The organism is Streptomyces sp. RG80, assembly GCF_040446465.1.
Taxonomy (GTDB): domain Bacteria; phylum Actinomycetota; class Actinomycetes; order Streptomycetales; family Streptomycetaceae; genus Streptomyces.
On record NZ_JBEAAJ010000001.1, the window covers coordinates 783,947 to 807,201 of the forward strand.

Genomic DNA, 23,255 nt, shown 5'->3' on the forward strand with positions numbered 1-23,255 from the left:
ACGCCCGAGTGTCAGCCGTTGGCCAGGGCGACGACCCGGTCGAGGGCCCCGTTGAACCGGTCGTGGTCGCCGACCGTCGGCCCGGACGAGGTGTACTGCCACATGGTGTAGGTGCTCCACCCGGCCGGCAGCGTCCCCGGGGTCGAGGCGTAGCGGGCGATCCACAGCGGGTTGGCGGAGAAGCCGGCGTAGTTGCCGGTGCACTGGCTCCACCAGCTGGTGGAGGTGTAGATGACGGCGTCGCGGCCGGTGCGGGCCTTGTACCGGTTCAGGAAGTCCCGGATCCAGCTCACCATCGCGCTCTGGGTCTTGCCGTAGCAGGAGTCGCCGTACGGGTTCCACTCGATGTCGAGCGTGCCGGGCAGGGTCCTGCCGTCGGCGGACCAGCCGCCGCCGTGGTCGACGAAATAGTTGGCCTGCGTTGCGCCGGTCGTGGTGTCCGGGGTCGCGAAGTGGTAAGCGCCGCGGATCATGCCGACGCTGTAGGAGCCGCTGTACTGCTGGGAGAAGTAGGGGTTCGTGTAGTACGTCCCCTCGCTCGCCTTGGTGTAGGCCCACCGGACCCCGCTGTTCCGGAGGGTCGTCCAGGCGACGTTGCCCTGGTAGCTGGCCACGTCGACGCCCTCGGTCCGGGCGGCGCGGGTGCGGGTGGGCAGGCCGCCCTGTCCGTCGTGGGCGACGACGCCCATGCCCATGTGGGCGGTACCGCGGGCCGGTGTGGCGGTGGCTTCGGCGTCGGGCGACTCGACGGCCGACGCCGCGCCCGGAGGCAGCAGCGCGCATACGGCTATGAGGGCCCCGGCGAGGAGCAGGCGCCGCGGGCGGGGTGATCCGGGTCTGGGGGCGGGCATGGCGGGCCTCCGAGGGCTTGGTGATGCTCGGTGGGGGAACACCCGGCCGGGGTGTATGGCGTGGGCATGCCAGACATCGCCTGGTCCAGAAGCTACGCACGTCGACAAGCGGGTGGGAAGAGGGACCGGTTGCTGCCGTTGGTCTAGCCCTGCGAAATACTTACCGAGCTGCGGTGACGGCGCAATTTGGCGGAAACTTTCAGTACCGGGAAAACCGAGGCAGGGACTGACGTGCGCGAAGAGGGCAACGACGGCGGACACGGAGTCGGGTCCGGCATGGCCGGGAGCGGTGTGGACCAGCCCGAATTCCTGGCACTGGAACGGGAGTTGACCGTGCTGCTACGGCGCGCCCGGGCCAACCAGGGCGAGATGGCCCGCGAGGTCCACCCCGACCTGGAGTCCTCCGCGTACGGCCTCCTGGTACGCCTGGACGAGTGCGGCCAACAGCGCGCCACGGAACTCGCCGCCTACATCGGCGTCGGCAAGGCCACCATGTCCCGCCAGCTCCGCGCCCTGGAGACCCTCGGCCTCGTCACCCGAGCCCCCGACCCCGCGGACGGCCGCGCCTGGCTGGTCGAACTCACGACGGAGGGCCGCTCCCGAGTGGGCCGCGTACGCGACGCCCGCCGCGCACGCTACGCAGGCCGACTGGCGGACTGGGACGCGGGGGAGGTCGGCGAACTGGCGCGGCTGCTGCACCAGTTGAACCGGGGGATGGAGAAGTAGGCCGCACGCCCCAGCGAGCCATCGCCTGACGGCCCCGCGAGCCTCGCCGCCTCACAGCTCCGCGAACACCACCGTCGCGTCGTCGTGTGTCTTGCTCCGGCCCAGGAACACCCGCGACTCCGCGTCCCCGGCCTCCAGTTCCCGTACCCGCGCCACCAGCGCCCCCGCCCCCTCCTTGCGTACGAAGGTGAAGCAGTCCGTCCAGTCGCCCTCGCGGAACTTCTCCACCCAGCGGGTCGCCCCGTCCGTCAACGCGACCAGTGACCGTACGGAGGACCGTGGCAGTACGCCCGTCACCGCGCGTGCCGCCACCGACGGATCCGCCGCGGCTGTGAAGAAGCCGCCCTCCTTGTTGCGGACCGTCGAGTCGACCAGGGCGTCGGTCGCCAGGGCGGAGCGGGGGAGGCGGGAGAGGCGGTCGTCCAGGACGGGCGTCACCGCGCCGGACGGCGACTCCACCAGCAGCGCCGAATCCGACAGGACCAGGTACTCCACCGACTCCGCCGACCAGCGCGCGACGACCACCGTCGCCTGCGGTGTTCGTGGGTGAGAAAGGTCACAGGTGTGCGCGTGGGACTCGGAGGTACGTGTGAGAGCGCGGGACAGAGTCTCCGGCAGCGGAACATCGGGGAGTGAAACGGTCAGTTCGGTCAGCGCGCCACCCAGGCGTGCGGTGAACCAGGGGACGGAATGCAGACACCCCGTCTCCCCGGCCGGTGGCGTGACACCGTCCAGGACCACGAGCGCCCCGCCCTGTCCGGAGGCCGGAAGGGCGACACTCGCGAAGTCCTCGTCGGGGCGGGCCGGGTCGCCGGGCTCCGAGATAAGTTCCGTACGCATTCGGCCAGTCTGCACGAGCCCTTCACAAGGTTCGCGAAAGGCTGGCAATGGTTGCCGGATGGGCGCAGTCGCGCAGGTCAGGCGCCTGGTTTGGGGTGGATTGGTTCACTCCGGGAAGGCGTGGTGGCGGATAATGCCATCGGTCGGCGACGACGTCCAACCGGCAGGCCGCGCAAGGTCCCTGACCATGCCACCGGAACTTGCTCGCCAACTCCCGTCCGGGGTTCACTCCTTCGGGTGGCGGGTCGGGTGATGCGCGCCCGCTGCCCAGCGGCACTGGGAGGGTCGGGAAACGTACCCGGTGTGTGACTCCAGTTGACGGAGCGTCACCCGGGCCCATGGGTACACGAGTCAGGAATGCGAGCACCGGTGCAGAAGACGCGGCCTCGTCGTACGAGCAAGCAGACGGCCCCCGCCGATCCCACCACCGCCGACGGTTCCGCCGCCGGCAAGGGCCGCCCCACCCATGTACGCAACCGGCTGATCGTCGCCGTCGCCGTCGTGGCCGCCGCCATCGCCGCGGCCGGGGCCCCCTCCGTGCTCGCCGCCTCCGGGGAACTCAGCGACTCCCAGGACCTCGTGACGCTCGCCGAGCAGACCCAGGACGCGCTCGCCCTCGCCCACTCGCTCGCCGACGAGCGCGACGAGGTCACCTCGTACGTCTCCGCCGGCCGCACCAAGTCCAAGGCGCCCTCCGAGCAGCGCAGCGCCCGCGTCGACCGCCAGGTCGAGGAACTGCGCGCCGACACCGACACCCCGGCCGATCTGCGGGAAGACCTCGACGGCGTCGCCGCCCTGCGCCGCGCCGCGCTCACCGGCAAGAGCACCGCCCTCGAAGTCCACCAGTCCTACTCCGCGGCCATCACCGAACTGCACCGCCTCGCCGAGCGGCTGGCAGAGCAGATGCCGCCCCGGGCCGGCTCCGGCGCCCATGCGCTCGCCGAGCTGGACTCCGCCGTACAGCAGGCCGCCGCCGCCCGCGGACTGCTCCTCGCGGCCCTCAACGTGCCCCGCACCACCCAGACGGTCACCGACCCGATCACCGGGATCGCCTCCACCGTCGTCACCTCCTCGGAGGCGGACGCCAAGCAGCGCGCCGCCCTCAGCGCCGCCGCCCAGCAGGCCCGGCTGCGCTCCGACGCCGCCCTCGCGGACTTCCACGACACGGCCCCCGACACGGCGAAGAACAGCTACGACTCCACGGTCACCGGCCCCGAGGTCAACTCCGCCGAGAAGTACCTCGCCACGCTCACCGACCAGGCCACGCTCTCCGACGGCGAACTCGGCACCAGCACCAAGAAGGCCGACGCCGCCCTCTCCGCCCGCGTCGACCTGATGCGCGGTGTGGAGTCCGCCCTCTACCACCAGCGCACCAAGGACCTCGCCCAGCTCCGCGACGACGACGTCACCGCGCTGGAGCTGCGGGTCGCGATCCTCGGCGCCCTCATGCTGCTCGCCGTCGGTGTCGCCACCGCCATGGCCCGCACCCTGACCCGGCCGCTCTCGGTCCTGCGCCGCGGCTCCGCCCGGCTCGCGCAGGCCGAGGAGCTCACCGCGGAGGAGCCGGTCAGGTTCACCGGCCGCAACGACGAGTTCGCCCAGGTCGTCCGCTCCGTCAACGCCCTGCACGCGCACGCCGTCGCGGTCCAGGAACGCGTCGGCACCCTGGAGTCCGACCGCAAGCACCTGGTCGGGCAGCGCCAGAAGATGGCCGACGCCCGCGAGGAGCTGCGGGCCGAACTCGCCGAGTCCGCCGCCCAGTTGGGCCGACTGCGGGAGAGCATCGGCGGCACCTTCGTCAACCTCGCCCTGCGCACCCTCGGCCTGGTCGAACGCCAACTGGCCGTCATCGAGGGCCTGGAGGAGCGCGAACAGGACCCCGACCGGCTCGCCACCCTCTTCAAGCTGGACCACTTCGCCACGGTCATGCGCCGCCACAGCGAGAACCTCCTGGTCCTCGCCGGCACCGAACACGTCCAGCAGCACGCCGGACCGGTCCCGCTGGTGGACGTCGTACGGGCCGCGGTGAGCGAGATCGAGCGGTACGAGCGGGTCCGGATCGCCGCCCTGCCCCCGCACGCGCACGTCGCGGGCTTCGCGGCCGACGACCTCTCCCACCTCCTGGCCGAACTGATGGAGAACGCCACGTCGTTCTCCCCGCCGGACATGCCCGTCGAGGTCTCCGGCTGGCTCCTCGAAAGCGGCGAGGTCATGCTCTCCGTCCAGGACGAGGGCATCGGCGTGACCGACGAGCGGCTGACCCGCTTCAACTCCCGCCTCGCCGACTTCGACCCGGACTCCCCCTACGACCAGGAGGGCGAGGAGGGGCTCGGCCTCGGCCTGTACGTCGTCGCCCGTCTCGCCCACCGGCACGGCGTCCGCGTCCAGCTCCGCGAGCAGAAGCAGGGTGGCATCGCGGCGGTGGTCGTCCTGCCGAAGACCCTGCTGGCCCCGGCCCCGTCCGCGGCGGTCCCGTCCGCCACCCCGCTCTCCGGCACCGCCCCCACCTTCACCTTCCCGGGCGCCGACGCGGAGGCCAACTCCAACGTCCTGCCGAGCCGCTCCACGGCCGGGGACGCCCTGGTGGCTCTCGCGGAGGAGGCGGTACGCAAGCGGGAGGAGTCTCCCGCGGAGACGACGATGGAGCTGCTGGTACCGGTGACGGAGACTCCGGAACCCGCCCCCGAACCCGCGGTCGCCGACGGCGGGGAACCCCCACAGGGGCCATCCGCACCCGACGACGAGAGCGGCACGAGCGGCGCCGGTGGGAACGACTCCGTCGAAGGCGAAGCCGAGACGGAACACACGCGCACCCCGGACGAGGACCAGCTCACCGCGAAGGGCCTCCCCAAGCGCACCCCGAAGATCACCGCAACCGAGACCGCACCGCGTCAGCGCACCGCATCCGTGGATGCCGAAGCCCTCCGCCGGAGGCTCGGCGGCTTCCGCCGGGGGGCGGAGGCGGGCTACCGCGACGTGGAGACCGAGATCGCCGAACAGACGGGTCAGACGAGGACACCCGCACCAGCCGAAGAAGCCACGGGGGGCACTCCCGAGGAGGCAAGCAGTTGACCGCGCCCAGTACCTTCGGACTGAGCAGTGAAGCCCGCAACCTGCATTGGTTGCTGACGAACCTGGTCGAGGAGGTGCCGGGCATCCAGTCAGTCGCGGTCGTCTCCTCCGACGGCCTGCTCCTGCTCTCCTCCGACCCCGGCCAGAACGACGAGGCCCGTCAGACCCGCGCCACCCCGAAAGGCCCCCGCGGCTCCTCCGCGGACCTCGCCACGATCGTCTCCGGCATCGGCAGCCTCACCATCGGCGCCGCCAGGCTCATGGAGTTCGGCGGGGTGAAGCACACGATGGTCGCGATGGACGAGGGCAGCCTGTTCGTGATGTCGATCAGCGACGGCTCGCTGCTCGGCGTCCACGGCTCCGCGGACTGCGACATGAGCGTCGTGGCGTACCACATGGCGTTGTTCGTCGGCCGGGCCGGCCACGTCCTGACCCCCGAACTCCGCAGTGAGCTACGGCAGTCACTGGAGTCCGAGACCGCCGGGGGCACGCGATGACCGAGCGCCCGAACCTTCCCGTACGCGGCGGCGACCGCAAGCCCGCCCGCGTCCGCCCCTACTCGCTCACCGGCGGCCGCACCCGCTTCGGCCACGTCCTCCTCGTGGAGACGTTCGTCGCGGCTCTGGAGGCACCCGAGGAGCGCAAGGAACTGACGAATGGTTCCCTCAACACCCGGGTCATGCCGGAGATGCGGGCCATCGTCGAACTCTGCCGCCGGATGCGCACGGTGGCCGAGATCGCCGCGCTGCTGAAGATGCCGCTCGGCGTGGTCCGCGTGCTCCTGAGCGACCTCGCGGACCAGGGAAAGATCCGTGTGTACGGCACCGGCACCGGTCACGGCACCGGCCGCCCGGACCGCGCTCTGCTCGAAAGGGTGCTGAGTGGACTCCGTCGTCTCTGACGCCGCTCGCGGCGTCGCCCCGCTCGTCGACATCGAAGCCGACGACAACCTCAGGTCCTGGCAGACGGACCGCACCCGGGCCCCGATCGCGACGAAGATAGTCGTGGCCGGCGGCTTCGGCGTGGGCAAGACCACGCTCGTATCGGCCGTCTCGGAGATCACGCCCCTGCAGACCGAGGCGCTGATGACCGAGGCGAGCGAGGAGACCGACGACCTCACCGCCACCCCGGGCAAGCTCACCACCACCGTGGCCATGGACTTCGGCCGTCTCACGCTCGACGACGACCTGGTCCTCTATCTGTTCGGCACGCCCGGCCAGCAGCGGTTCTGGTTCATGTGGGACGACCTGGTACGCGGCGCGATCGGCGCGGTCGTACTGGCCGACACCCGCCGTCTGAAGGACTGCTTCCCCGCGCTCGACTACTTCGAGAGCTGCGGACTGCCGTACGTCGTCGCGGTCAACCACTTCGACGACAGTGAGCTGTTCGACCCGGACGACGTGCGGGAGGCATTGACCGTCCCCGCGCACATACCTGTCATGATCATGGACGCGCGGCGCCGGATCTCGGTGATCGAGACCCTGCTGTCCCTGGTCGGGCACGCGCTGGACGAAACACCCGAGTAGATCCCCGAGTAGGAGAACAGCCCCGTATGCGGAAGATACTCGTCGTCGGAGCCGGCCAGTCCGGTCTCCAGCTCGCCCTCGGACTCCAGTCGAACGGGTACGAGGTCACCCTGATGTCGAACCGGACGGCGGACGAGATCCGCTCCGGCCGGGTCATGTCGACGCAGTGCATGTTCCACACGGCACTGCAGCACGAGCGCGATCTCCAGCTGAACTTCTGGGAGTCCCAGGCCCCGAAGATCGAAGGACTCGGCGTCTCGGTCGCGGCCCCCGGCTCCTGGGCCGAGGGTCACGCGGCCCGTGCCATCGACTGGGTGGGCAAGCTCGACGGGTACGCGCAGTCGGTCGACCAGCGAGTGAAGATGGCCGGCTGGATGGAGACCTTCGCCCAGCGCGGCGGTCAGCTCGTCATCCACGGCGCGGCGGTCTCCGACCTCGACTACTTCTCCCGTACGTACGACCTGGTGCTGGTGTCGGCGGGCAAGGGCGAGCTGGTCTCGATGTTCGGCCGGGACGCGGAGCGCTCCCCGTACAGCGAACCGCAGCGCGCCCTCGCCGTCTCCTACGTGCACGGTCTCGGCCCGCGCCCCGAGCACCCCGAGTACGACGCGGTCCGCTGCAACCTCGTGCCCGGGGTCGGCGAGTTGTTCATCATGCCGACGCTCACCACCTCCGGCCGCGCGGACATCCTGTTCTGGGAGGGCATACCCGGCGGCCCGCTCGACGTCTTCAAGGGCGTCAAGGACCCGGCCGAGCACCTCTCCCTGACCCTGGAACTCATGGAGACGTTCACGCCGTGGGAGTACTCGCGGGCCACGCAGGTCGAACTCACCGACGCCGGTGGCACGTTGGCCGGCCGCTACGCCCCGACGGTGCGCAACCCGATCGGTCGCCTCCCGGGCGGCGGTCTGGTCCTGGGCGTCGCCGACGTCGTCGTCGCCAACGACCCGATCACCGGGCAGGGCTCCAACTCCGCCGCCAAGTGCGCCGCCTCCTACCTCGACTCGATCCTCGAGCGCGGCGAGAAGGAGTTCGACGAGGAGTGGATGCAGGGCACGTTCGACCGCTACTGGGACACGGCTCAGCACGTCACCAAGTGGACCAACGCGATGCTCGCGCCTCCGCCGGAGCACATCCTCAACCTCATCGGCGCCGCAGGCCAGCTACAGCCAGTGGCGAATCGGTTCGCCAACGCCTTCAACGACCCCTCCGACTTCGAGAACTTCTTCTACGAGCCGGACCGGACCGCGGCCTACCTGTCCTCGTTCTCCGAGGCGTGACGGGCTGGCGCCGCGCCCACTGGCGACGCCCGCGGCGTTAGCGGATATCGGACGTGTGGGTAGCACCTACCGGTGGACTGGATATCTTCGCTGAGCACTCTGGCGGGAGCCGTGGTGGGTGTAGGGGCCGCGTTGGTCGCCGAGCGGCTCCGCTGGCACCGTGACCAGGAGCGCGAGGCGGCGCAGACGCGCAGGGCCGTGTACTCGGAGTTCCTGATGGCTCTGAGTCGCGGCCACTCCGACATGCGAGGCATCGTTCTGCGGACCGACCGCCCGTCCGGCGACGCCCTCTACGGCGAGCTGCATCAGGCCCTCGACAGCGCCGGCATCTGGCGCCTGAGACAGAGCCTGTCACTCACCGCCTCGGCCGACATCATCCACCTCGCCGAGTCCGCCTGCGACGCCTTGACGTCGATGCGCGACCGGCTCATAGAGGAGCCGAACATCCGAGGCGACTCCTATCGAGCCTGTCGCGCCGAACTCTGGCGGGACAACGCCCAGCTCCGAGAAGCCATGCGCAGAGACCTCGGAATGGACGGTCCCGCCGACCCGGAGGTGGGTCAGTACCGCTTGTCGGACGCCCGTACTTCCCCCGCGGGAAGTTGACGTCATTCGGCCGCGCCGTGGTCCCTCTCTGCCGGACGGTGTGGCTCGGGCCGTAGGTCGGGTCGTACCGCTCCGAGGATCGGGTTCGAGGCGAGGGGGGAGACCTTGACGTCCTCGCCTGTTCTCGGGGCCTGGACGATCTTGCCCTCGCCCAGGTACAGGGCGACGTGGGTCGCGTCGGGGAAGTAGATCACCAGGTCTCCGGGGCGCAGGTCCCGCAGGGGGATTCTCGGCAACCGGGCCCACTGTTCCTGGCTGGTGCGGGGGATCACCCGGCCCGCGTGGCCCCAGGCTTCCGACGTCAGCCCCGAGCAGTCGTACGACTCGGGCCCCTCGGCGCCCCACTTGTACGGCTTGCCCAGCTGCTGCACGGCGTAGCGCAGCGCCCGGTCGGCCTCCCGGGTGGGTTCGTCCTCGTCGCTGCTCAGGGCGCCCGAGGCGACCAGGTCCTGCTGGGCCCGTGCGATGTCGGTGCGCTCCAACTCGGAGACCGCGTCGAGCTGTTCCGGGGTCAGGGAGGCGAGCAGTTCCTCGACCGCGTGCAGTTTCTCGCGTACGCCGTCCCGGTCCTTCTTCTGCCGGGCCGCGAGGCCGAGCCGCTTGTCGAGGGCCTCGCGCGCCTCGCGTGCCAGCCCGTCCGCCTTCCTCTCGCTGCCGGTCAGCCGGCCCACCGTCTCGGCCCGCTCCCGCGCCAACTGGCCGATGACATGGCCCTGGTCGAGCGCGCGCTGCGGATCGCGGGCCAGCAGCAGACGGACGTACGGCGAGATGTCGGTGCTGTTCTGGTACTGCTGGCGGGCCAGCCGGCCGGCCGCGCCCCTGCTGTCGTGGAGGGAGAGCCGGGCGCGGGCGAGCGCGGTGTCGAGGCGCCGTACCTCGGCCTGCTGCTTCCGCAGCTTTTCCTCGGTCGCGTTGTACGTCTCGGTGGCCTGCTCGGCCTCCCGGTACAGGCGCTGAAGGTCCGTCAGCAGTTCGGCGACGGTGCGTTCGCGGTCGTCCGGCTCCGGTACGGCGGTCGCGGGCACGGGTGCGAGGACCGCGCCGGCCGCCAGCGCCGCCGTACACACCAGACGCAGCAGCCTTCCTGACACGTCATCACCTCCGGTGCGGGACAGCCCCTCTGTTCCGCACGGCGAGCATGGGACGGGTCGGCGGCACGCGCGCGCCGGGTGTGGGCGGTCCGGCGCAATCACGTCACCCGTCGGTGTCCTCCCGCTTGCCGCCCGGCGTGGCGTCCGGCCCGGCGTCCGGCTTCGACCACGGCCAGCGCACGCGGCTCGGCCGGCCCTCGGGGTCGTACTCGTACTTCCAGCCCTGCTGGAGCCCGAGACGTTTGCTCTGGCCTCGCGGGACGCGCTTGTAGACCAGCACGGTGGGCGGGCCGCCGTCCGGGGCGGGGACCGGGATGCGGTACTGCTTGGGCGGGTGCCCGGTGGGGCCCAGGAGGACGGGGAGGACGCGGCCGTCCATCGGGCCGCCCTCGAAGGGGGTGTCTTCGCTCTTCACCGGACCAGTGTCAGACATCCGCCGCGAGGGCCTGCGCCAGCGTGGCCGTCTGGGGGTCGCGCCGGGCGGTCACCGACAGCACGGCGACGAACTGCTCCACCAGCCAGTCCCGCAGTTCGTCGAGCGGGGGCTGCTTGTCCTCGTCGAGCCAGATGAGGGAGGCCGCCTCCACCGCCGTGATCCACATCCGCACGGTCATCCGCAGCCGGGGTCCCGGCTCGGTGGCTCCGAGGTGGCTGAGGATGTGCTCCGCCGCGGCCCGCCTCACCCCGTCCACGATCGCCGTCGTACGGGACGTCTCCACCACGCTCCCGCCCTGGAGGAGCGCGCTGAAACCGGCGTCGTGCTGGTCGACGAAGGCGAGGTAGCGGTCCAGGGCCCGGGAGAGGCGGGTGAGCAGCGGTCCTTCGCGGGGCTCGTCGAAGCACTGCTCCAGCTCGTCTGCGGCGGACCTGAGAGCGGCCTCGTACAGCTGCTGCTTGCCGCCGGGGAAGTACCGGTACACCAGGGGGCGGGAGACCCCGGCCGCCTCGGCCACGTCGTCGAGGGACACGTCCTCGGGCGCACGGTGCGCGAAGAGGGTCAGTGCGGCTTCGAGGAGCTGACTGCGTCGCTCCTCGACGCTGAGACGGCGGTAGGCGGGCGCGGCAGGGGTCATGGGTGCAGCGTAATGGGCGGCTGCGGGCGCGTCGTGGCTGGTCGCGCAGTTCCCCGCGCCCCTGAAAAACAGGTGGGTCCAGCGGACGCGCCCCTTTAGGGGCGCGGGGCTGTATCGATTTGCGGCTCCGCCGCGTGGGCGCGACCAGCCCCCACTCGCCCGCGGACAAATATCAGGCCAGCAACCCCGAAGCCCTCCACAACCGCCGCCCGACACCCCGCAGCACACCGATGTCGTCCAAGAAGTCCGTCAGCTTCTTCGCCCCCGTCTGCATGACCTCCCGCCGATGCCCGCTCGCCTTCACCTGGGCCATCGCCTCCCGCCGGTCCAGCCCCACGTTCGTGTAGACCTCGGGATTCACGAACGCCACCGAGAACACCCGCGCGAACTCACCGGAGGTGACCCGCGTGAACTCCTGCGACCAGCGCGGCGCCGTCACCATCTGGCGCCGCAGCTCCTCACGGGCGTAGCGCACATGGCGGGCCTCCTCGACCACGTGGATCCGGGTCACGCCCCGGATCAGCGGCTGGACCCGCTCGTCCGGGAACGTGAGCCGCTGCATCCAGTCGAGGACCTCCTCGCCGAGCAGCGTCGCGGTGAAGGATCCGGGAGTCGTCGAGATCGTCTTGAAGAGGCGCCCCAGATTCTGGTGCGTCCGGCTCACCGGGTACCACGGAGTGTCCCCGTGGGAGATCAGCCGGGCGAACATCTTGGAGTGCCGGCACTCGTCCTCGATCTCGGTCAGCGCGTAGCGGACGTGCGCGCTCGTCGCCGCCTTGTCGTAGATGTGCCGTACGAGCAGCTGCATGAGGATGAGCTCGAACCAGATGCCGAGGGAGGCCAGGGCCGCCGCCTCGTGCTGGGACAGCAGGATCCGCTGCTCCTCGCTCATCCGCCGCCACATCGGGGTGTCGTACAGCGACACCAGCTCGGGCGGCCAGAACCACTTGCCCTCCTCGAAGGGCGCGTTCCAGTCCAGCTCCTTGTCGGGGTCGAAGGAGTGCTTCGCGGAGGAGTCCAGCAGCCGCTGGGCCACCTGCTCCCGGTCCTTGAGCAGGCCGAGCGCATCACGCAGTCCCGCGAGCGCGTCGGCGTCCGTCAGCGTCGTCATGGTGTTATGAGACTGCTTGTCAGCAAGCCCGTCAATCCCTCTCGCGCAACTTGTTGACCCGGCGTCTACCACGTGTGAGCCTGCGGGACATGCCGACTTTCGACCTGTACGCCACAGATCCGGGAGACCCCCACTGGCAGGTGCCGGCGACCGGCGCGGCGCGCTTCAGCTGGGAGTACGACGACGGACGGGAGCGTCTGCTCGCCCTCTACCAGAAGGGCAAGGACAAGCAGTGGGACGGGCAGAAGCGCATCGAGTGGGAGCTGGAGGTCGACCCCGACGACCCGCTCGGCACCCCCGACGAGGCCATGTCCCTGTACGGCACCAAGTACTGGGCCAAGATGACCGACCGGGACAAGGGAGAGCTGCGCAAGCACTACGCCTCCTGGCAGTTCAGCCAGTTCCTGCACGGTGAGCAGGGCGCCATGGTCTGCGCCGCGCGGATCGTGGAGTCCGTGCCCGACCTGGACGCCAAGCTCTACTCCGCGACCCAGGTGATGGACGAGGCCCGGCACGCGGAGATCTACGGACGCTTCCTGCACGAGAAGATCGGGATGCTCTACCCGATCAACGACAACCTCCAGTCCCTGCTGGGCGACACGCTCCGGGACAGCCGCTGGGACATGCCCTACCTCGGTATGCAGGTCCTCATCGAGGGACTCGCCCTCGCCGCCTTCGGGATGATCCGCGACACCACCGACAAGCCGCTGCCCAAGCAGATCCTGGCCTACGTCATGCAGGACGAGGCCCGGCACGTGGCCTTCGGACGGATGGCGCTGCGGGACTACTACAAGCAGCTCGGCGACGCCGAACTCCGCGAGCGCGAGGAGTTCGTCATCGAGGGCTGCTATCTGATGCGGGACCGGCTCCGGGGCGTGGAGGTGCTGGAGAACTTCGGGATACCGACCGCGGAGGCCGAGGAGTTCAGCGAGCAGTCCGAATTCCTCGCGCTGTTCCGCCAGTTGCTGTTCTCGCGGATCGTGCCGTGCGTCAAGGACATCGGGCTGTGGGGCAAGCGGCTCCAGCAGGCGTACGTCGACATGGGTGTCTTCGAGATGGGGGACTCCAATCTCGATCTGCTGATGGCCCAGGACGAGGAGATCGCCGAGAAACTGGATGCGGAGCGGTTCGCGGCGGAGGAGCATGAGCGGGTCGCGGAGGTGCGGCAGTCGATCGAGCTGGGAGCCACCGAGTGACCATCACCGCGGACCGTGTCGCCGCCCGCCGCAGCCTTGAGGGCCTCGCCCTCGGGGACGCGTTCGGCGAGCGCTGGTTCCCGCTCTTCCGCGAGCCCCGGCAGGCCTACGACGAGGTCCGCGCCCGGCGGATGCCGCAGGAGGCCGACTGGCACTGGACCGACGACACCGCCATGGCGCTCGGCGTCGTCCGGGTGCTCGACCAGTTCGGGGAGATACGGCAGACCGAGCTGGCCCAGGCCTTCGCGCTGGCCTACGACGTCGACCCGGCCCGCGGATACGGCCACGGCATGCACGAGTTGCTGCCCCGGCTGCTCCAGGAACCCTCCCGCTGGCCCGAGTTCGCCCGCGAGCTCTTCGGCGGCGAGGGCAGCCTCGGCAACGGCGCCGCGATGCGGGTGGCACCGTTGGGCGCGTGGTTCCACACCGACGTGTCCCGGGTCGTCGAGCAGGCCACGCTGTCGGCCGAGGTCACCCACGCCCACCCCGAGGGCATCGCGGGCGCGGTCGCGGTGGCCGTCGCGGCGGCCCTGTCCGCGCAGCGGGAACTGACACCGGCCGCGGTGGCCGCGCTGACTCCGAAGAGCGCGGTACGGGAAGGGCTGCTGCGCGCCGCCGAGGTCCCCTTCGCCACCGAGCCGTGGAAGGCCGCCGACCTGCTGGGCAACGGGCAGCGGATCCGCGCCGACGACACCGTGCCGTTCGCCGTCTGGTCCGCCGCCCGTCACCCCGACGACCTCGTCTCCGCACTGTGGACCACCGCCGAGGGCTTCGGCGACGTCGACACCACCTGCGCCATCACGGGCGGCATCGTCGCCGCCCGCACGGGTGTGGCTGCGGTGCCGGCGGGGTGGCTGCGGCGCCGGGAGGCCGTCCCGGGCGCGCCGTCCTAGACCGAGCAGCCCAGGTCCTCCGGCACCGCGAACGACACCGGCTCGGCGCCCTGGGCCGGGAAGGACGTACGCAGGGTGAAGGCGTACGGCGTGGGGCCGTTGGCGCGCAGATGCAGCAGGCGGGACTCGGCCTCGGCGACCGTCGGACGGTGGCCGACCGGCACCCACCACAGGGCCGTCATCGCCTCCGCGACCTTCTCGAACCACTCCCGGCGGCGGGAGAGCAGTTCGCGGTGCTGTCCCTGGTACATGAACGCGGTCAGGGCGTTCGGGTCGCGCCACACCGTCAGGTTGATGATCAGCCAGTCGTCGCCGAAGACCTTGATGTCGGTCGCGTCGCCCCCCTCGGACTGAAGCCGCCAGACATAACCGTCGGCGGCCTCCGCGGAGGCGTTGACCGGATCGAGCGCGTCGACGAAGTCCTTCAACTCCGGTGAATCCAAAGGGAACTTGAGACGTGAGATGTTGACCTGGGCGAGTTCGTACGCTGCGGCTGACGTCATGTACCGAACGGTAGGTCGGGAGTTGGGCGTCTCGGTAGACCCGTCTCAGGAGTTGAGAACCGCCTCCATCACCGCCCGCGCGATCGGCGCCGCGTCCCCGCCGCCGCTGATCTCCCCCCGGTCCGCCGCCGCGTCCTCCACCACCACCGCGACCGCGACCCTCGGCTCCATGTCACGCTCGCCCTGCGCCCAGGAGATGAACCAGGCGTACGGCGTACCGGAGTTGCCGATCCCGTGCTGGGCGGTGCCGGTCTTGCCGCCGACGGTCGCGCCGCGGATCGCGGCGTTGGTGCCGGTGCCCTCCCGCACCACGCCCTCCATCAGCTCCTTCAGACGCACCGCGGTCGCCGGGTGCATCGCCTGCCGCACCGGCCGACCGCCGGACGTCGCCACCGTGGCGCCGCCCGAGCGGGTCGTACGCTCCACCAGATACGGCGGGCGCACCTGACCCCCGTTCGCGACAGCCGCCGACACCATCGCCATCTGGAGCGGTGTGGCCCGGGTGTTGTACTGCCCGATCGAGGACAGCGCGAGCTGCGCCTTGTCGACGGAGACGTCGAAGGTGCTCTCGGCGACCGAGAACGGGATGCCCAGCCCCTGGTCGTTGAAGCCGAACCCCGCCGCCGTGGCCGCCATGTCCGTCACGCCGACCCGCACACCCAGCTTGGCGAACACCGTGTTGCACGACCACTCGAAGGCCGCCCGCACCGAGGCGTCCTCGCACCCCGTCGCCTCGTTCACCAGCGAGGTCGACGTCCCGGGCAGGGTGTACGGGTCCGGCGAGTCGGTCGGCTCGTCCACGTCCGTCACCACCCCCGCGTCCAGCGCGGCCGCCGCGGTGACCACCTTGAACGTCGAACCCGGCGGATAGGTCTGCCGGATCGCCCGGTTGAGCATCGGCTTGTCCGGGTCCTCGTTCAGCCCCGCCCAGGACCGCTTCACGGACACGTCGTTCCCGGACAGCACCCCGGGGTCGTACGACGGACTCGACACCAGGGCCAGGATCCGGCCGCTCGACGGCTCGACGGCCGCCACCGCGCCCTTCCGGCCCGCGAGCCCCGCGTAGGCGGCCTCCTGGGCGTCCTTGTCGAGGGTCGTGACCACGTTCCCGCCGGGGCTGCGGGCCCGGACGAAGTCGTTCCACAGCGGGAACGCCGAGAGCATCGGGTCGCTCCCGGACAGGATGCCGTCCTCGGTGTGCTCCAGGAACGTCGTGCCGTAGATCTGCGAGGCGAACCCGGTGACGGGCGCGTACAACGGGCCCTTCGGATACGTCCGTTCGTAGCGCAGCCGCCCGTCGGTGTCCTGCGAGCCGGTGACCGACCTGCCGCCGACCAGGATGTCGCCGCGCGGCTGGCCGTAACGGGCGATGGAGGAACGGCGGTTGGCGGGGTTGTCGTCGTAGGAGCGGGCCTCGAAGACCTGGACGCGGGTGGCGTTGACGAGCAGCGCCACGAGCAGCAGGGCGCAGAAGCAGGCGGCGTGGCGGATGTACCGGGTCACGGGGCGACCTCCCCGTCGTACTGGCTGCGGGCCGAGTCGCTCACCCGGATCAGCAGGGCCACGATCGCCCAGTTGGTGACGACCGAGGAACCGCCCTGGGCCAGGAACGGCATCGCCATCCCGGTCAGCGGGATCAGCCCGGTCACTCCGCCCGCGATGACGAAGACCTGGAGCGCCACGATCGAGGCCAGTCCCACGGCGAGCAGCCGCCCGAAGGGGTCGCGCAGGGACAGGCCGGCCCGGATCCCGCGCTCCACCAGCAGGGCGTAGAGCAGGAAGATCGCCGACAGTCCGGCGAGCCCCAGCTCCTCGCCCGCCGTCGCCAGGATGAAGTCCGACTTGGCCGCGAACCCGATGAGGATCGAGTGCCCGAGCCCGAGCCCGGTGCCGAGCATGCCGCCGGCGGCGAAGGCGAAGAGCGACTGCGCGAGCTGGTTGGGGCCCTGTCCGGCCTCGATCGACGCGAACGGATGCAGCCAGTCCTCCACCCTGCTGTGCACATGCGGCTCCAGCCAGCCGACGGCGACCGCGCCGAGGGAGGCCAGCAGCAGGCCCACGGCGATCCAGCCGGTGCGCCCGGTGGCGACGTAGAGCAGGATCACGAAGAGTCCGAAGAACAGCAGCGAGGTCCCGAGGTCGCGCTCCAGGACCAGTACGCAGACGCTCAGCAGCCAGATCGCGACGATCGGGCCGAGGACGCGGCCGGTCGGCAGCTGGAGCCGCCACACCCGGCGGCCGGCGTAGGCGAGCGCGTTGCGGTTGGCCGCGAGGTAGGCGGCGAAGAACACCGCGAGGAGCACCTTCGCGAACTCGCCCGGCTGGATGGAGAATCCGGCGATCCGGATCCAGATCCGGGCACCGTTCACGGAGGGGAAGAAGATCGGCAGGGTGAGCAGGACGAGGGCGGCGGCCACACAGACGTAGGCGTACCGGTGAAGGACGCGGTAGTCGCGCAGCAGCAGCACGGTCACGATGAACAGGGCCACGCCGACCGTGGACCACACGAGTTGGGTGGGGGCCGCCCGGTCGCCGGGCGTCTCCAGGTCGAGGCGGTAGATCAGGACCAGGCCGAGCCCGTTGAGCAGGACGCCGATCGGCAGCAGCAGCGGATCGGCGTACGGCGCCCGGTAGCGGACCGCGAGATGCGCGACCAGCGCGAGCACGCCGAGCCCGGCGCCGTAACCGGCGGCGCCGGGCGGGACGGTGCCGTGGGTGGCGAGGCCCACGTCGCAGTAGCCGTACACGGAGAGCAGGACGGCGAGGACGATGAGGGCGAGTTCGATGCCACGGCGCCGGGGGAGGCGCACAGCGGGAGCGGGGCGATCCGCTTGAGCCACGGTGGTTCCGGCCTTGGTCATGTCCGGAACTTACCCAAATGGGGCAGGTTGTCTTACCTCTGTGCCGGTGACATCAGCACCAGCGTGGCGCGGCCCCGATGTTGTCGATGTACCGGGCCGCCCCCCAGGCCCAGGTGCCGTCCGTGAGGAGGTACCAGAGGGGGTTGCCCCCGATGGTCTGGCCGCCGGTCTTGCAGAAGATCGACACGATCTCGCCCTTGTGGGCGGTCCGGATGATCTGTGACCCGCGGTTCGGCGCACTGCGCAGATTCAGCGTGCTCGCCGTGACCACGCCCTTGTACAGGCGCGGGTGCTGCTGGTGGTGACCCCAGTCGCCGCGCTGGTCGTCCCAGTCGTCGTTCGCGACGGCGGGAGTGGCGGCGGCTGCGGCGAGCAGGGCGCCGGCGGCCACGGTTATGGAGAGACGGGAACGCAGGGACATGGGGGAGACCTCCACGTATGGGGCGAACTTGACTATTCGCCACATTAGGAGCGCCGCCGGAGGGGCGCGCGCCACGCTGGGCCATAGGAGCGCGAACCGGCTCCCCTCAGGGAAGCACCAACGTCGCCACCGCCCCGCCACCCACCGCGTTCTCGAAACGCAGCCGCGCCCCCAACACCTCCGCCTGCCCCAGCGCGATCGTCAACCCCAGCCCATGCCCCTTCGAACCCCCCTCCGTCCGAAACCGCTGCGGCCCGTGCTCGACGAGATACTCCGGAAACCCGTCCCCGTGATCCCGCACCGTCACGACCGGTCCGTCGACCGTCAGAGTCACCGGCGCCCGCCCATGCCGATGCGCGTTGGCCACCAGATTCCCCAGCACCCGCTCCAGCCGCCGCCGATCCGTCTCCACGGACACATCCCGTACGACGACCACCTCGGTCCCGGTCCCCGACGCCCGCACCACCCGCGAGGCCAACGCCCCGAGCGGCTCGGTGTCCAGCTCGACCCGCTCCCGCCCGGTGTCCAGCCGGGAGATCTCCAGCAGATCCTCGGTCAGCGTCCGCAACGCCCCCACCCGGTTCCGCACCAACTCCGTCGGCCGGCCCGGCGGCAGCAGCTCCGCCGCCGCGTGCAGGCCGGTGAGCGGCGTCCGCAACTCGTGCGCCACGTCCGCCGTGAACCGCTGCTCGCTCAGCAGCTTCCTCTGCAACGAGGCCGCCATGGAGTCCAGCGCCGCGGCGACGGCGGCCACCTCGTCCTGCGGCCGCGACGGATCCTTCGTCCGGGGATCGTCGACCCGGGCGTCCAGGTCACCCCCGCTGATCCGCCGGGCCACCCGCGCGGTGGCGTGCAGCCGCCGCGTCACCCGCGTCACCGCGAACGCCCCGACCAGCAGGGTCGCCCCGATGGCCAGCAGCGAGGACCACAGGATCGACCGGTCGAGGGCGTCGATGGTGCGGGCCTGCTGGCGGTAGTCGACCCGGACCGCGAGGGCCCGGTTCCCGTCGGCCGGACCGGCCGCCCACATCGTGGGATAGCCGTCCCGTTCGGCGACGATCGTGCCGCGCTCGCCCGCCACGGCCAGGTCCCGCAGGGAGTCCGGCAGCCCCGGTGTGTCGACGCCCGCGAACGGGCCCAGGCTGTCGCCGGCCTCGTACGCCGAGGTCGCGTCCTCGAGCCGCTGGAGCGCCAGTTCGCGGGCCTGGCCGACGGTGTGGTTGGTCACCGAGACATGCACCAGGACGCCGAGCAGCGCGGCGAGCGCGCAGCACATCACCGTGATGAAGACGGCGGCCTTCACGGCGAGGGCGCCGGCCCACCGCGGGAGCACGAGTCTCATCGCGAGCTCGCCGAGGGGGAGGGCGTGCGGGAGGGCGAGGCGGCGGAGGAGGCGCCCGCGGAGGCCGAGGGGGACGGGGCCTTGCCGACGCGCAGCATCTCGTCGTGCGTGAGCAGCATGACGTGCTGGTCCGGGTCCCAGGTCCACTGGAACCGGTACTCGTAGTCGGCCAGGTCGGACGGCGCGTGGATGATCACGGAGCGCCCGGCCAGCTCGACCCCGCTCACGGCGTCGTCGTTGGCCATGACCTGCACCAGCCGGCCGCCCTCGAAGGTGTAGACGCGTACCGCCGTCTGATTGCCCGGCAGCAACCGGAAGCCCAGGGTCAGGTCCTCGTGCCCGTCACCGGTGAGGTCGCGGTAGTAGGCCTTGAGCACGGGACACCTGCCGCTCGCCGACTGCTCCCCGCAGTCCACCATGCGGCGGGCCGTCTCGTAGTACGGCGCCTTGGAGCCGGAGTACTCGTCCGGGTGCTGGGCGATCTCCGCCTTCACCACGGCCACCGGATCCACCTTGCGGACATCGTCGCCGGCCGCGGTGATGCCCTTCATGACCTCGGACTCGCCGTCGTCGTAGTTCCAGGCCGGGCTGGAGGCGGGGGTCATTTCCGGCCAGAGCCGGGCCGGGCTGGTCGCGGTCGGCGTGGCACCGGCCCCTTCCAGCCCGCCCGCGTCACCGCAGGCCGTGGCGGACGCCAGCAGCAGCGCGGTGACGAGGGCGGTGCGGAGGGGGCGTGGCACTGTGCTCCAGGGGCGTACAGGCGGGCGATGACCGGCCCGTACACCTTATTCGTACGGAAGTCCTTTTTGCGCACCTGGCCGGGGTCGCGTACCGGCTTCCGGGATTCATTCGCAGCTCCGGGGTTCAGCCCGGGCGTGAAGCGAATCTCAAACCTGCGGAGCCGGACTGTCCTGCGGTGACGGTGAAGGTTCGCTCGATTGTTCCCGGTGACGGTACTCGTTCGACCTGTCTAGTGTGATCGTCATGCAGCTCCGGTATGCGTTTCGCCTGTACCCGGATGCCGGTCAGCGGATCGCGTTGGCCAGGGCGTTCGGGTGCGCTCGCGTCGTGTTCAACGACGCGGTGCGCGCCCGTGAGGACGCCCGCAAGGCGGGCAGGCCCTTCCCGAAGGCGGGCGAGCTGTCCGTTCGTCTGATCACCGAGGCGAAACGGAGTGTGGAGCGGTCCTGGCTGGGCGAGGTCTCCGCGGTCGTGCTGCAGCAGTCCCTGCGGGATGCCGAGAGTGCCTACAAAAACTTCTTCGCCTCCCTCAAGGGCGCCCGCAAGGGTCCGAAACTGGGTGCACCCCGGTTCAAGTCCCGCAAGGATGCCCGGCAGTCGATCCGGTTCACCGTCAACGCCCGCTGGAACATCACCGACAGCGGACGGCTGAACCTGCCGAAGATCGGGGCGGTGAAGGTGAAGTGGTCCCGCACCCTGCCCGCCACCCCCTCCTCGGTCACCGTCATCAAGGACAGTGCGGGCAGATACTTCGCCTCGTTCGTCATCGGCACCGACCTCGCGGCCGACGCGAGCCGGATGCCCGCCACCGGCCAGAGCATCGGCATCGACCTCGGCCTCACCCACTTCGCCGTCCTGTCCACCGGCGAGAAGATCGACTCCCCGCGGTTCCTGCGCCGGGCCGAGAAGAAGCTGAAGAAGGCCCAGCGAGAGCTGTCCCGCAAACAGCAGGGATCGAACAACCGCGCCAGGGCCCGTCTCAAGGTCGCCCGCGCCCATGCCAAGGTCGCCGACGCCCGCAAAGAGTTCCACCACCAGCTTTCCACCCGGCTGATCTCCGAGAACCAAGGAATCGCCGTGGAGAGCCTGGCGGTGGCGGGACTGGCGCGTACCCGGCTGGCCAAGTCCGTCCACGACGCGGGCTGGACGGCGTTCGTGAACATGCTGGAATACAAAGCGCAACGGTACGGGCGCACCCTGGTCAAGATCGGCCGGTTCGAGCCGAGCAGCCAGGTCTGTTCCACCTGCGGGGTCAAAGACGGTCCCCAGCCGCTGCACATCCGGGAGTGGACGTGTACCGCGTGCGGCACTCTCCACGACCGGGACCACAACGCCGCACTCAACGTGAAGACGGCCGCCGGACTGGCGGTATCAGCCTGCGGAGCGCCGGTAAGACCAGAACCTGTTCTGGCGCAGCGCGAAGAAACAGGAAGCCACGGATTCTCCACCGGAAACCGTGCCGCGTAGCGGCACGGCAACCAGTCGAGAAGGCCGAAATCCTCACCCTTCAGGGCAAGGAGCATGTCAATCTGCCAGCTCCTCCAGCAGCCGAGCGGTCGGCAGGCCCGCCCGTAGATAGTCGACGAACAGGTCGTTGTGCAGCGCCCACGGCGAGCGGCGGGTCCGGATCGTCCGGATCGCCTCCTCCGCGGAGCGCCCGCCACGGACCAGCGTGTGCGCGATCACCAGTCCCGAGCGGTTGTAGCCGTGGTAACAGCGGACGAGGACCTTGCGGCCCTCGTCCAGTGCCTCACTCGCGGCCCGTGCCAGACGGATCACGCCCGCGAGCTGGGTTCCGTCCAGAGGCCCGTCGGGTATCGGCCACACATGGTGCTCCACGCCGGGGTCGGGCCCGTGCCCCGGCAACCTCAACAGGGTCAGGACGAGATCGAACTCGTCCCGAACGACGGCGAACTCCAGTTGCCCCGAGTGCCCCCTGAACTCGTGCCCACCCATCCACAATCCGGGCACGATCTCATTCCATGGACTCTCCGGGGCCGGTACGTCGGGCTGCTTCCTGCGGGTACGCAATCACGCCTCCCCAACTCCCACCCAGGGCCTCCCCGGCGGATCATGCCGCAGGCGCGGGGCCTGGCACGCGCCCCCCCGGAGGGGGACCCCCAGCCGCCTTGCGGCTGCACGCACCAGACCCCGTTCACCTGCGTCGATCGGCGCCGCGGCTCACCTGCGACCTGATCCGCCGGGCAGGCCCAACTCCTCACAAAGGTAACCGCCTTCTTGCCCCTGGAGCACCCCGCCTGTTCCCATGGTCAAGGGGTGATGGTGCATGAACGGACTGCGCGTCATACCGACCTGGCGGCACGGCCAGGAGCGGCTGTATGTGTGCCTTACGGACGGGAGGAACGTCGCCTGGTACGACCGTGAGGCGGCTCGCGTCAATCTGCTGAGCGAGGACCGCAGGGACGACGTACTGGAAGCGCTCGGGCCCTTTCTGACGGGCCCGGTGGCGGTCGGCCCGCCCCCGGTGCCGACCCCGGCGGAACTCGCCCGCCTGACCCTCCACCCCGACGACGACCTGGCGCCCAACCGACCCGGCGAGGCCCTCCAGATCGCCCTCGACCGCGACCCCGGACCACCGCACCGGCTCCGCGCCGACCCGCGCCGCAAGGCCCTGCTCGCCGAGCAGACGGTGGGGGAGGCCCTGGACCGCCTGGACGGGGTCGGCTGGCACGTCCTGCACTCCGTCCCGCTCCCCGGCGGCGACCGCGTCCACCACCTCGCGATCGGCCCCGGCGGCCTCTTCGCCGTCCACACGCTGTACGCCCGCAAGCAGCGGGTGACGGTCGCCGACCCCATGGTCACCCTGGGGCGCCGCGACCCCTACCCCCTGCTGCGCCGCGTCCGCGCCGACGCCGACCGCGCCTCCTACGCCCTGACCGCCGAGGTCCACCCGGTCCTCGCCCTCGTCGGCCCGACGGACGTCCGGATCACCGCGCCCCCGCGCGAGGTCCGCGTCCTCACGGACATCGACGTGGCGAACCTGGCCCGGACCGGCGGAGTCCTCAAACCGGCGGACGTGGAGGCACTGCACGCGATGGCCCGCGACCGCCACACCTGGAGCCGGGTCTAGGACCCTTGTGACGGATCGCCACGGCGTCGCG

General features: G+C 70.8%; 24 protein-coding genes. 11 read left to right on the forward strand and 13 right to left on the reverse strand.

Going from position 1 to position 23,255, the window contains the following annotated elements:
- Window positions 1-11: 11 nt before the first annotated feature.
- Window positions 12-851: a lysozyme gene (locus tag ABKA17_RS03640; protein ID WP_353690337.1), complete on the reverse strand. Its 840-nt coding sequence runs from the start codon at window positions 849-851 to the stop codon at window positions 12-14.
- Window positions 852-1,082: 231 nt separating this feature from the next.
- Between ABKA17_RS03640 and ABKA17_RS03645 the strand changes: the two genes are divergently transcribed.
- Window positions 1,083-1,577, forward strand: a complete 495-nt coding sequence (locus ABKA17_RS03645) for a MarR family winged helix-turn-helix transcriptional regulator (RefSeq protein WP_502994116.1) — start codon at window positions 1,083-1,085, stop codon at window positions 1,575-1,577.
- A 51-nt stretch (window positions 1,578-1,628) separates the two neighbouring features.
- Here ABKA17_RS03645 and ABKA17_RS03650 read toward each other — a convergent pair whose 3' ends face one another.
- Entirely contained in the window at window positions 1,629-2,417 is a 789-nt protein-coding gene (locus tag ABKA17_RS03650; RefSeq protein ID WP_353690338.1) for a hypothetical protein, read from the reverse strand.
- 369 nt (window positions 2,418-2,786) lie between these two features.
- Here ABKA17_RS03650 and ABKA17_RS03655 point away from each other — a divergent pair, with 369 nt between their 5' ends.
- From ABKA17_RS03655 to ABKA17_RS03680, 6 genes are all read left to right on the forward strand, one after another.
- Complete coding sequence (locus ABKA17_RS03655) at window positions 2,787-5,489, forward strand: sensor histidine kinase (RefSeq protein WP_353690339.1); 2,703 nt, start codon at window positions 2,787-2,789, stop codon at window positions 5,487-5,489.
- Complete coding sequence (locus tag ABKA17_RS03660; RefSeq protein WP_353690340.1) at window positions 5,486-5,986, forward strand: roadblock/LC7 domain-containing protein; 501 nt, start codon at window positions 5,486-5,488, stop codon at window positions 5,984-5,986. The genes ABKA17_RS03655 and ABKA17_RS03660 overlap by 4 nt, the downstream gene beginning before the upstream one ends.
- On the forward strand, window positions 5,983-6,390 hold the full coding sequence (locus tag ABKA17_RS03665; protein ID WP_353690341.1) for a DUF742 domain-containing protein: 408 nt from the start codon (window positions 5,983-5,985) through the stop codon (window positions 6,388-6,390). Before ABKA17_RS03660 ends, ABKA17_RS03665 begins: the two co-directional genes overlap by 4 nt.
- A complete protein-coding gene (locus ABKA17_RS03670; RefSeq protein WP_353690342.1) occupies window positions 6,371-7,015 on the forward strand; it encodes a GTP-binding protein in 645 nt (214 codons plus the stop codon). Before ABKA17_RS03665 ends, ABKA17_RS03670 begins: the two co-directional genes overlap by 20 nt.
- A 26-nt stretch (window positions 7,016-7,041) precedes the next feature.
- A complete protein-coding gene (locus tag ABKA17_RS03675; RefSeq protein ID WP_353690343.1) occupies window positions 7,042-8,295 on the forward strand; it encodes a styrene monooxygenase/indole monooxygenase family protein in 1,254 nt (417 codons plus the stop codon).
- A gap of 72 nt (window positions 8,296-8,367) precedes the next feature.
- Window positions 8,368-8,901, forward strand: coding sequence for a hypothetical protein (locus ABKA17_RS03680; RefSeq protein ID WP_353690344.1), 534 nt, complete (start codon window positions 8,368-8,370; stop codon window positions 8,899-8,901).
- A 2-nt stretch (window positions 8,902-8,903) separates the two neighbouring features.
- Here ABKA17_RS03680 and ABKA17_RS03685 read toward each other — a convergent pair whose 3' ends face one another.
- The 4 genes from ABKA17_RS03685 to ABKA17_RS03700 all read right to left on the reverse strand — a co-directional run bounded on the left by ABKA17_RS03685 (window position 8,904) and on the right by ABKA17_RS03700 (window position 12,176).
- Window positions 8,904-9,992, reverse strand: a complete 1,089-nt coding sequence (locus tag ABKA17_RS03685) for a C40 family peptidase (RefSeq protein WP_353690345.1) — start codon at window positions 9,990-9,992, stop codon at window positions 8,904-8,906.
- A gap of 103 nt (window positions 9,993-10,095) precedes the next feature.
- On the reverse strand, window positions 10,096-10,407 hold the full coding sequence (locus ABKA17_RS03690; protein ID WP_353690346.1) for a DUF8847 domain-containing protein: 312 nt from the start codon (window positions 10,405-10,407) through the stop codon (window positions 10,096-10,098).
- A 10-nt stretch (window positions 10,408-10,417) separates the two neighbouring features.
- Window positions 10,418-11,065 carry a TetR/AcrR family transcriptional regulator gene (locus ABKA17_RS03695; protein ID WP_353690347.1) on the reverse strand — a complete coding sequence of 216 codons (648 nt, stop codon included), beginning with the start codon at window positions 11,063-11,065 and terminating at the stop codon, window positions 10,418-10,420.
- 172 nt (window positions 11,066-11,237) lie between these two features.
- Window positions 11,238-12,176 (reverse strand): AurF N-oxygenase family protein, encoded by a 939-nt coding sequence (locus tag ABKA17_RS03700; RefSeq protein ID WP_353690348.1) that lies wholly within the window; start codon window positions 12,174-12,176, stop codon window positions 11,238-11,240.
- A gap of 89 nt (window positions 12,177-12,265) precedes the next feature.
- Between ABKA17_RS03700 and ABKA17_RS03705 the strand changes: the two genes are divergently transcribed.
- Window positions 12,266-13,372 carry a ferritin-like domain-containing protein gene (locus ABKA17_RS03705; RefSeq protein WP_353690349.1) on the forward strand — a complete coding sequence of 369 codons (1,107 nt, stop codon included), beginning with the start codon at window positions 12,266-12,268 and terminating at the stop codon, window positions 13,370-13,372.
- On the forward strand, window positions 13,369-14,265 hold the full coding sequence (locus ABKA17_RS03710; RefSeq protein WP_353690350.1) for an ADP-ribosylglycohydrolase family protein: 897 nt from the start codon (window positions 13,369-13,371) through the stop codon (window positions 14,263-14,265). Before ABKA17_RS03705 ends, ABKA17_RS03710 begins: the two co-directional genes overlap by 4 nt.
- On the opposite strand, the gene ABKA17_RS03715 is transcribed toward ABKA17_RS03710, so the two are convergent.
- The 6 genes from ABKA17_RS03715 to ABKA17_RS03740 form a co-directional block, all read right to left on the reverse strand.
- The gene (locus ABKA17_RS03715; protein WP_353690351.1) at window positions 14,262-14,768 is read right to left on the reverse strand and encodes a DUF3291 domain-containing protein; all 507 of its coding nucleotides are present in this window, start codon (window positions 14,766-14,768) and stop codon (window positions 14,262-14,264) included. The genes ABKA17_RS03710 and ABKA17_RS03715 overlap by 4 nt on opposite strands.
- Window positions 14,769-14,813: 45 nt before the next feature.
- On the reverse strand, window positions 14,814-16,271 hold the full coding sequence (locus ABKA17_RS03720) for a penicillin-binding transpeptidase domain-containing protein (protein WP_353690352.1): 1,458 nt from the start codon (window positions 16,269-16,271) through the stop codon (window positions 14,814-14,816).
- Complete coding sequence (locus tag ABKA17_RS03725; RefSeq protein ID WP_353690353.1) at window positions 16,268-17,629, reverse strand: FtsW/RodA/SpoVE family cell cycle protein; 1,362 nt, start codon at window positions 17,627-17,629, stop codon at window positions 16,268-16,270. Before ABKA17_RS03725 ends, ABKA17_RS03720 begins: the two co-directional genes overlap by 4 nt.
- Window positions 17,630-17,681: 52 nt before the next feature.
- The gene (locus tag ABKA17_RS03730) at window positions 17,682-18,050 is read right to left on the reverse strand and encodes an SH3 domain-containing protein (protein WP_353690354.1); all 369 of its coding nucleotides are present in this window, start codon (window positions 18,048-18,050) and stop codon (window positions 17,682-17,684) included.
- 106 nt (window positions 18,051-18,156) lie between these two features.
- A complete protein-coding gene (locus ABKA17_RS03735) occupies window positions 18,157-19,392 on the reverse strand; it encodes an ATP-binding protein (RefSeq protein ID WP_353690355.1) in 1,236 nt (411 codons plus the stop codon).
- On the reverse strand, window positions 19,389-20,132 hold the full coding sequence (locus ABKA17_RS03740) for a hypothetical protein (protein ID WP_353690356.1): 744 nt from the start codon (window positions 20,130-20,132) through the stop codon (window positions 19,389-19,391). The genes ABKA17_RS03735 and ABKA17_RS03740 overlap by 4 nt, the downstream gene beginning before the upstream one ends.
- 244 nt (window positions 20,133-20,376) lie before the next feature.
- Between ABKA17_RS03740 and ABKA17_RS03745 the strand changes: the two genes are divergently transcribed.
- Window positions 20,377-21,600, forward strand: a complete 1,224-nt coding sequence (locus ABKA17_RS03745) for an RNA-guided endonuclease InsQ/TnpB family protein (protein WP_353690357.1) — start codon at window positions 20,377-20,379, stop codon at window positions 21,598-21,600.
- A 57-nt stretch (window positions 21,601-21,657) separates the two neighbouring features.
- On the opposite strand, the gene ABKA17_RS03750 is transcribed toward ABKA17_RS03745, so the two are convergent.
- Window positions 21,658-22,164, reverse strand: coding sequence for a protein-tyrosine phosphatase family protein (locus ABKA17_RS03750; protein ID WP_353690358.1), 507 nt, complete (start codon window positions 22,162-22,164; stop codon window positions 21,658-21,660).
- A gap of 256 nt (window positions 22,165-22,420) precedes the next feature.
- Between ABKA17_RS03750 and ABKA17_RS03755 the strand changes: the two genes are divergently transcribed.
- Window positions 22,421-23,224, forward strand: coding sequence for a nuclease-related domain-containing protein (locus tag ABKA17_RS03755; protein WP_353690359.1), 804 nt, complete (start codon window positions 22,421-22,423; stop codon window positions 23,222-23,224).
- Window positions 23,225-23,255: the final 31 nt, after the last annotated feature.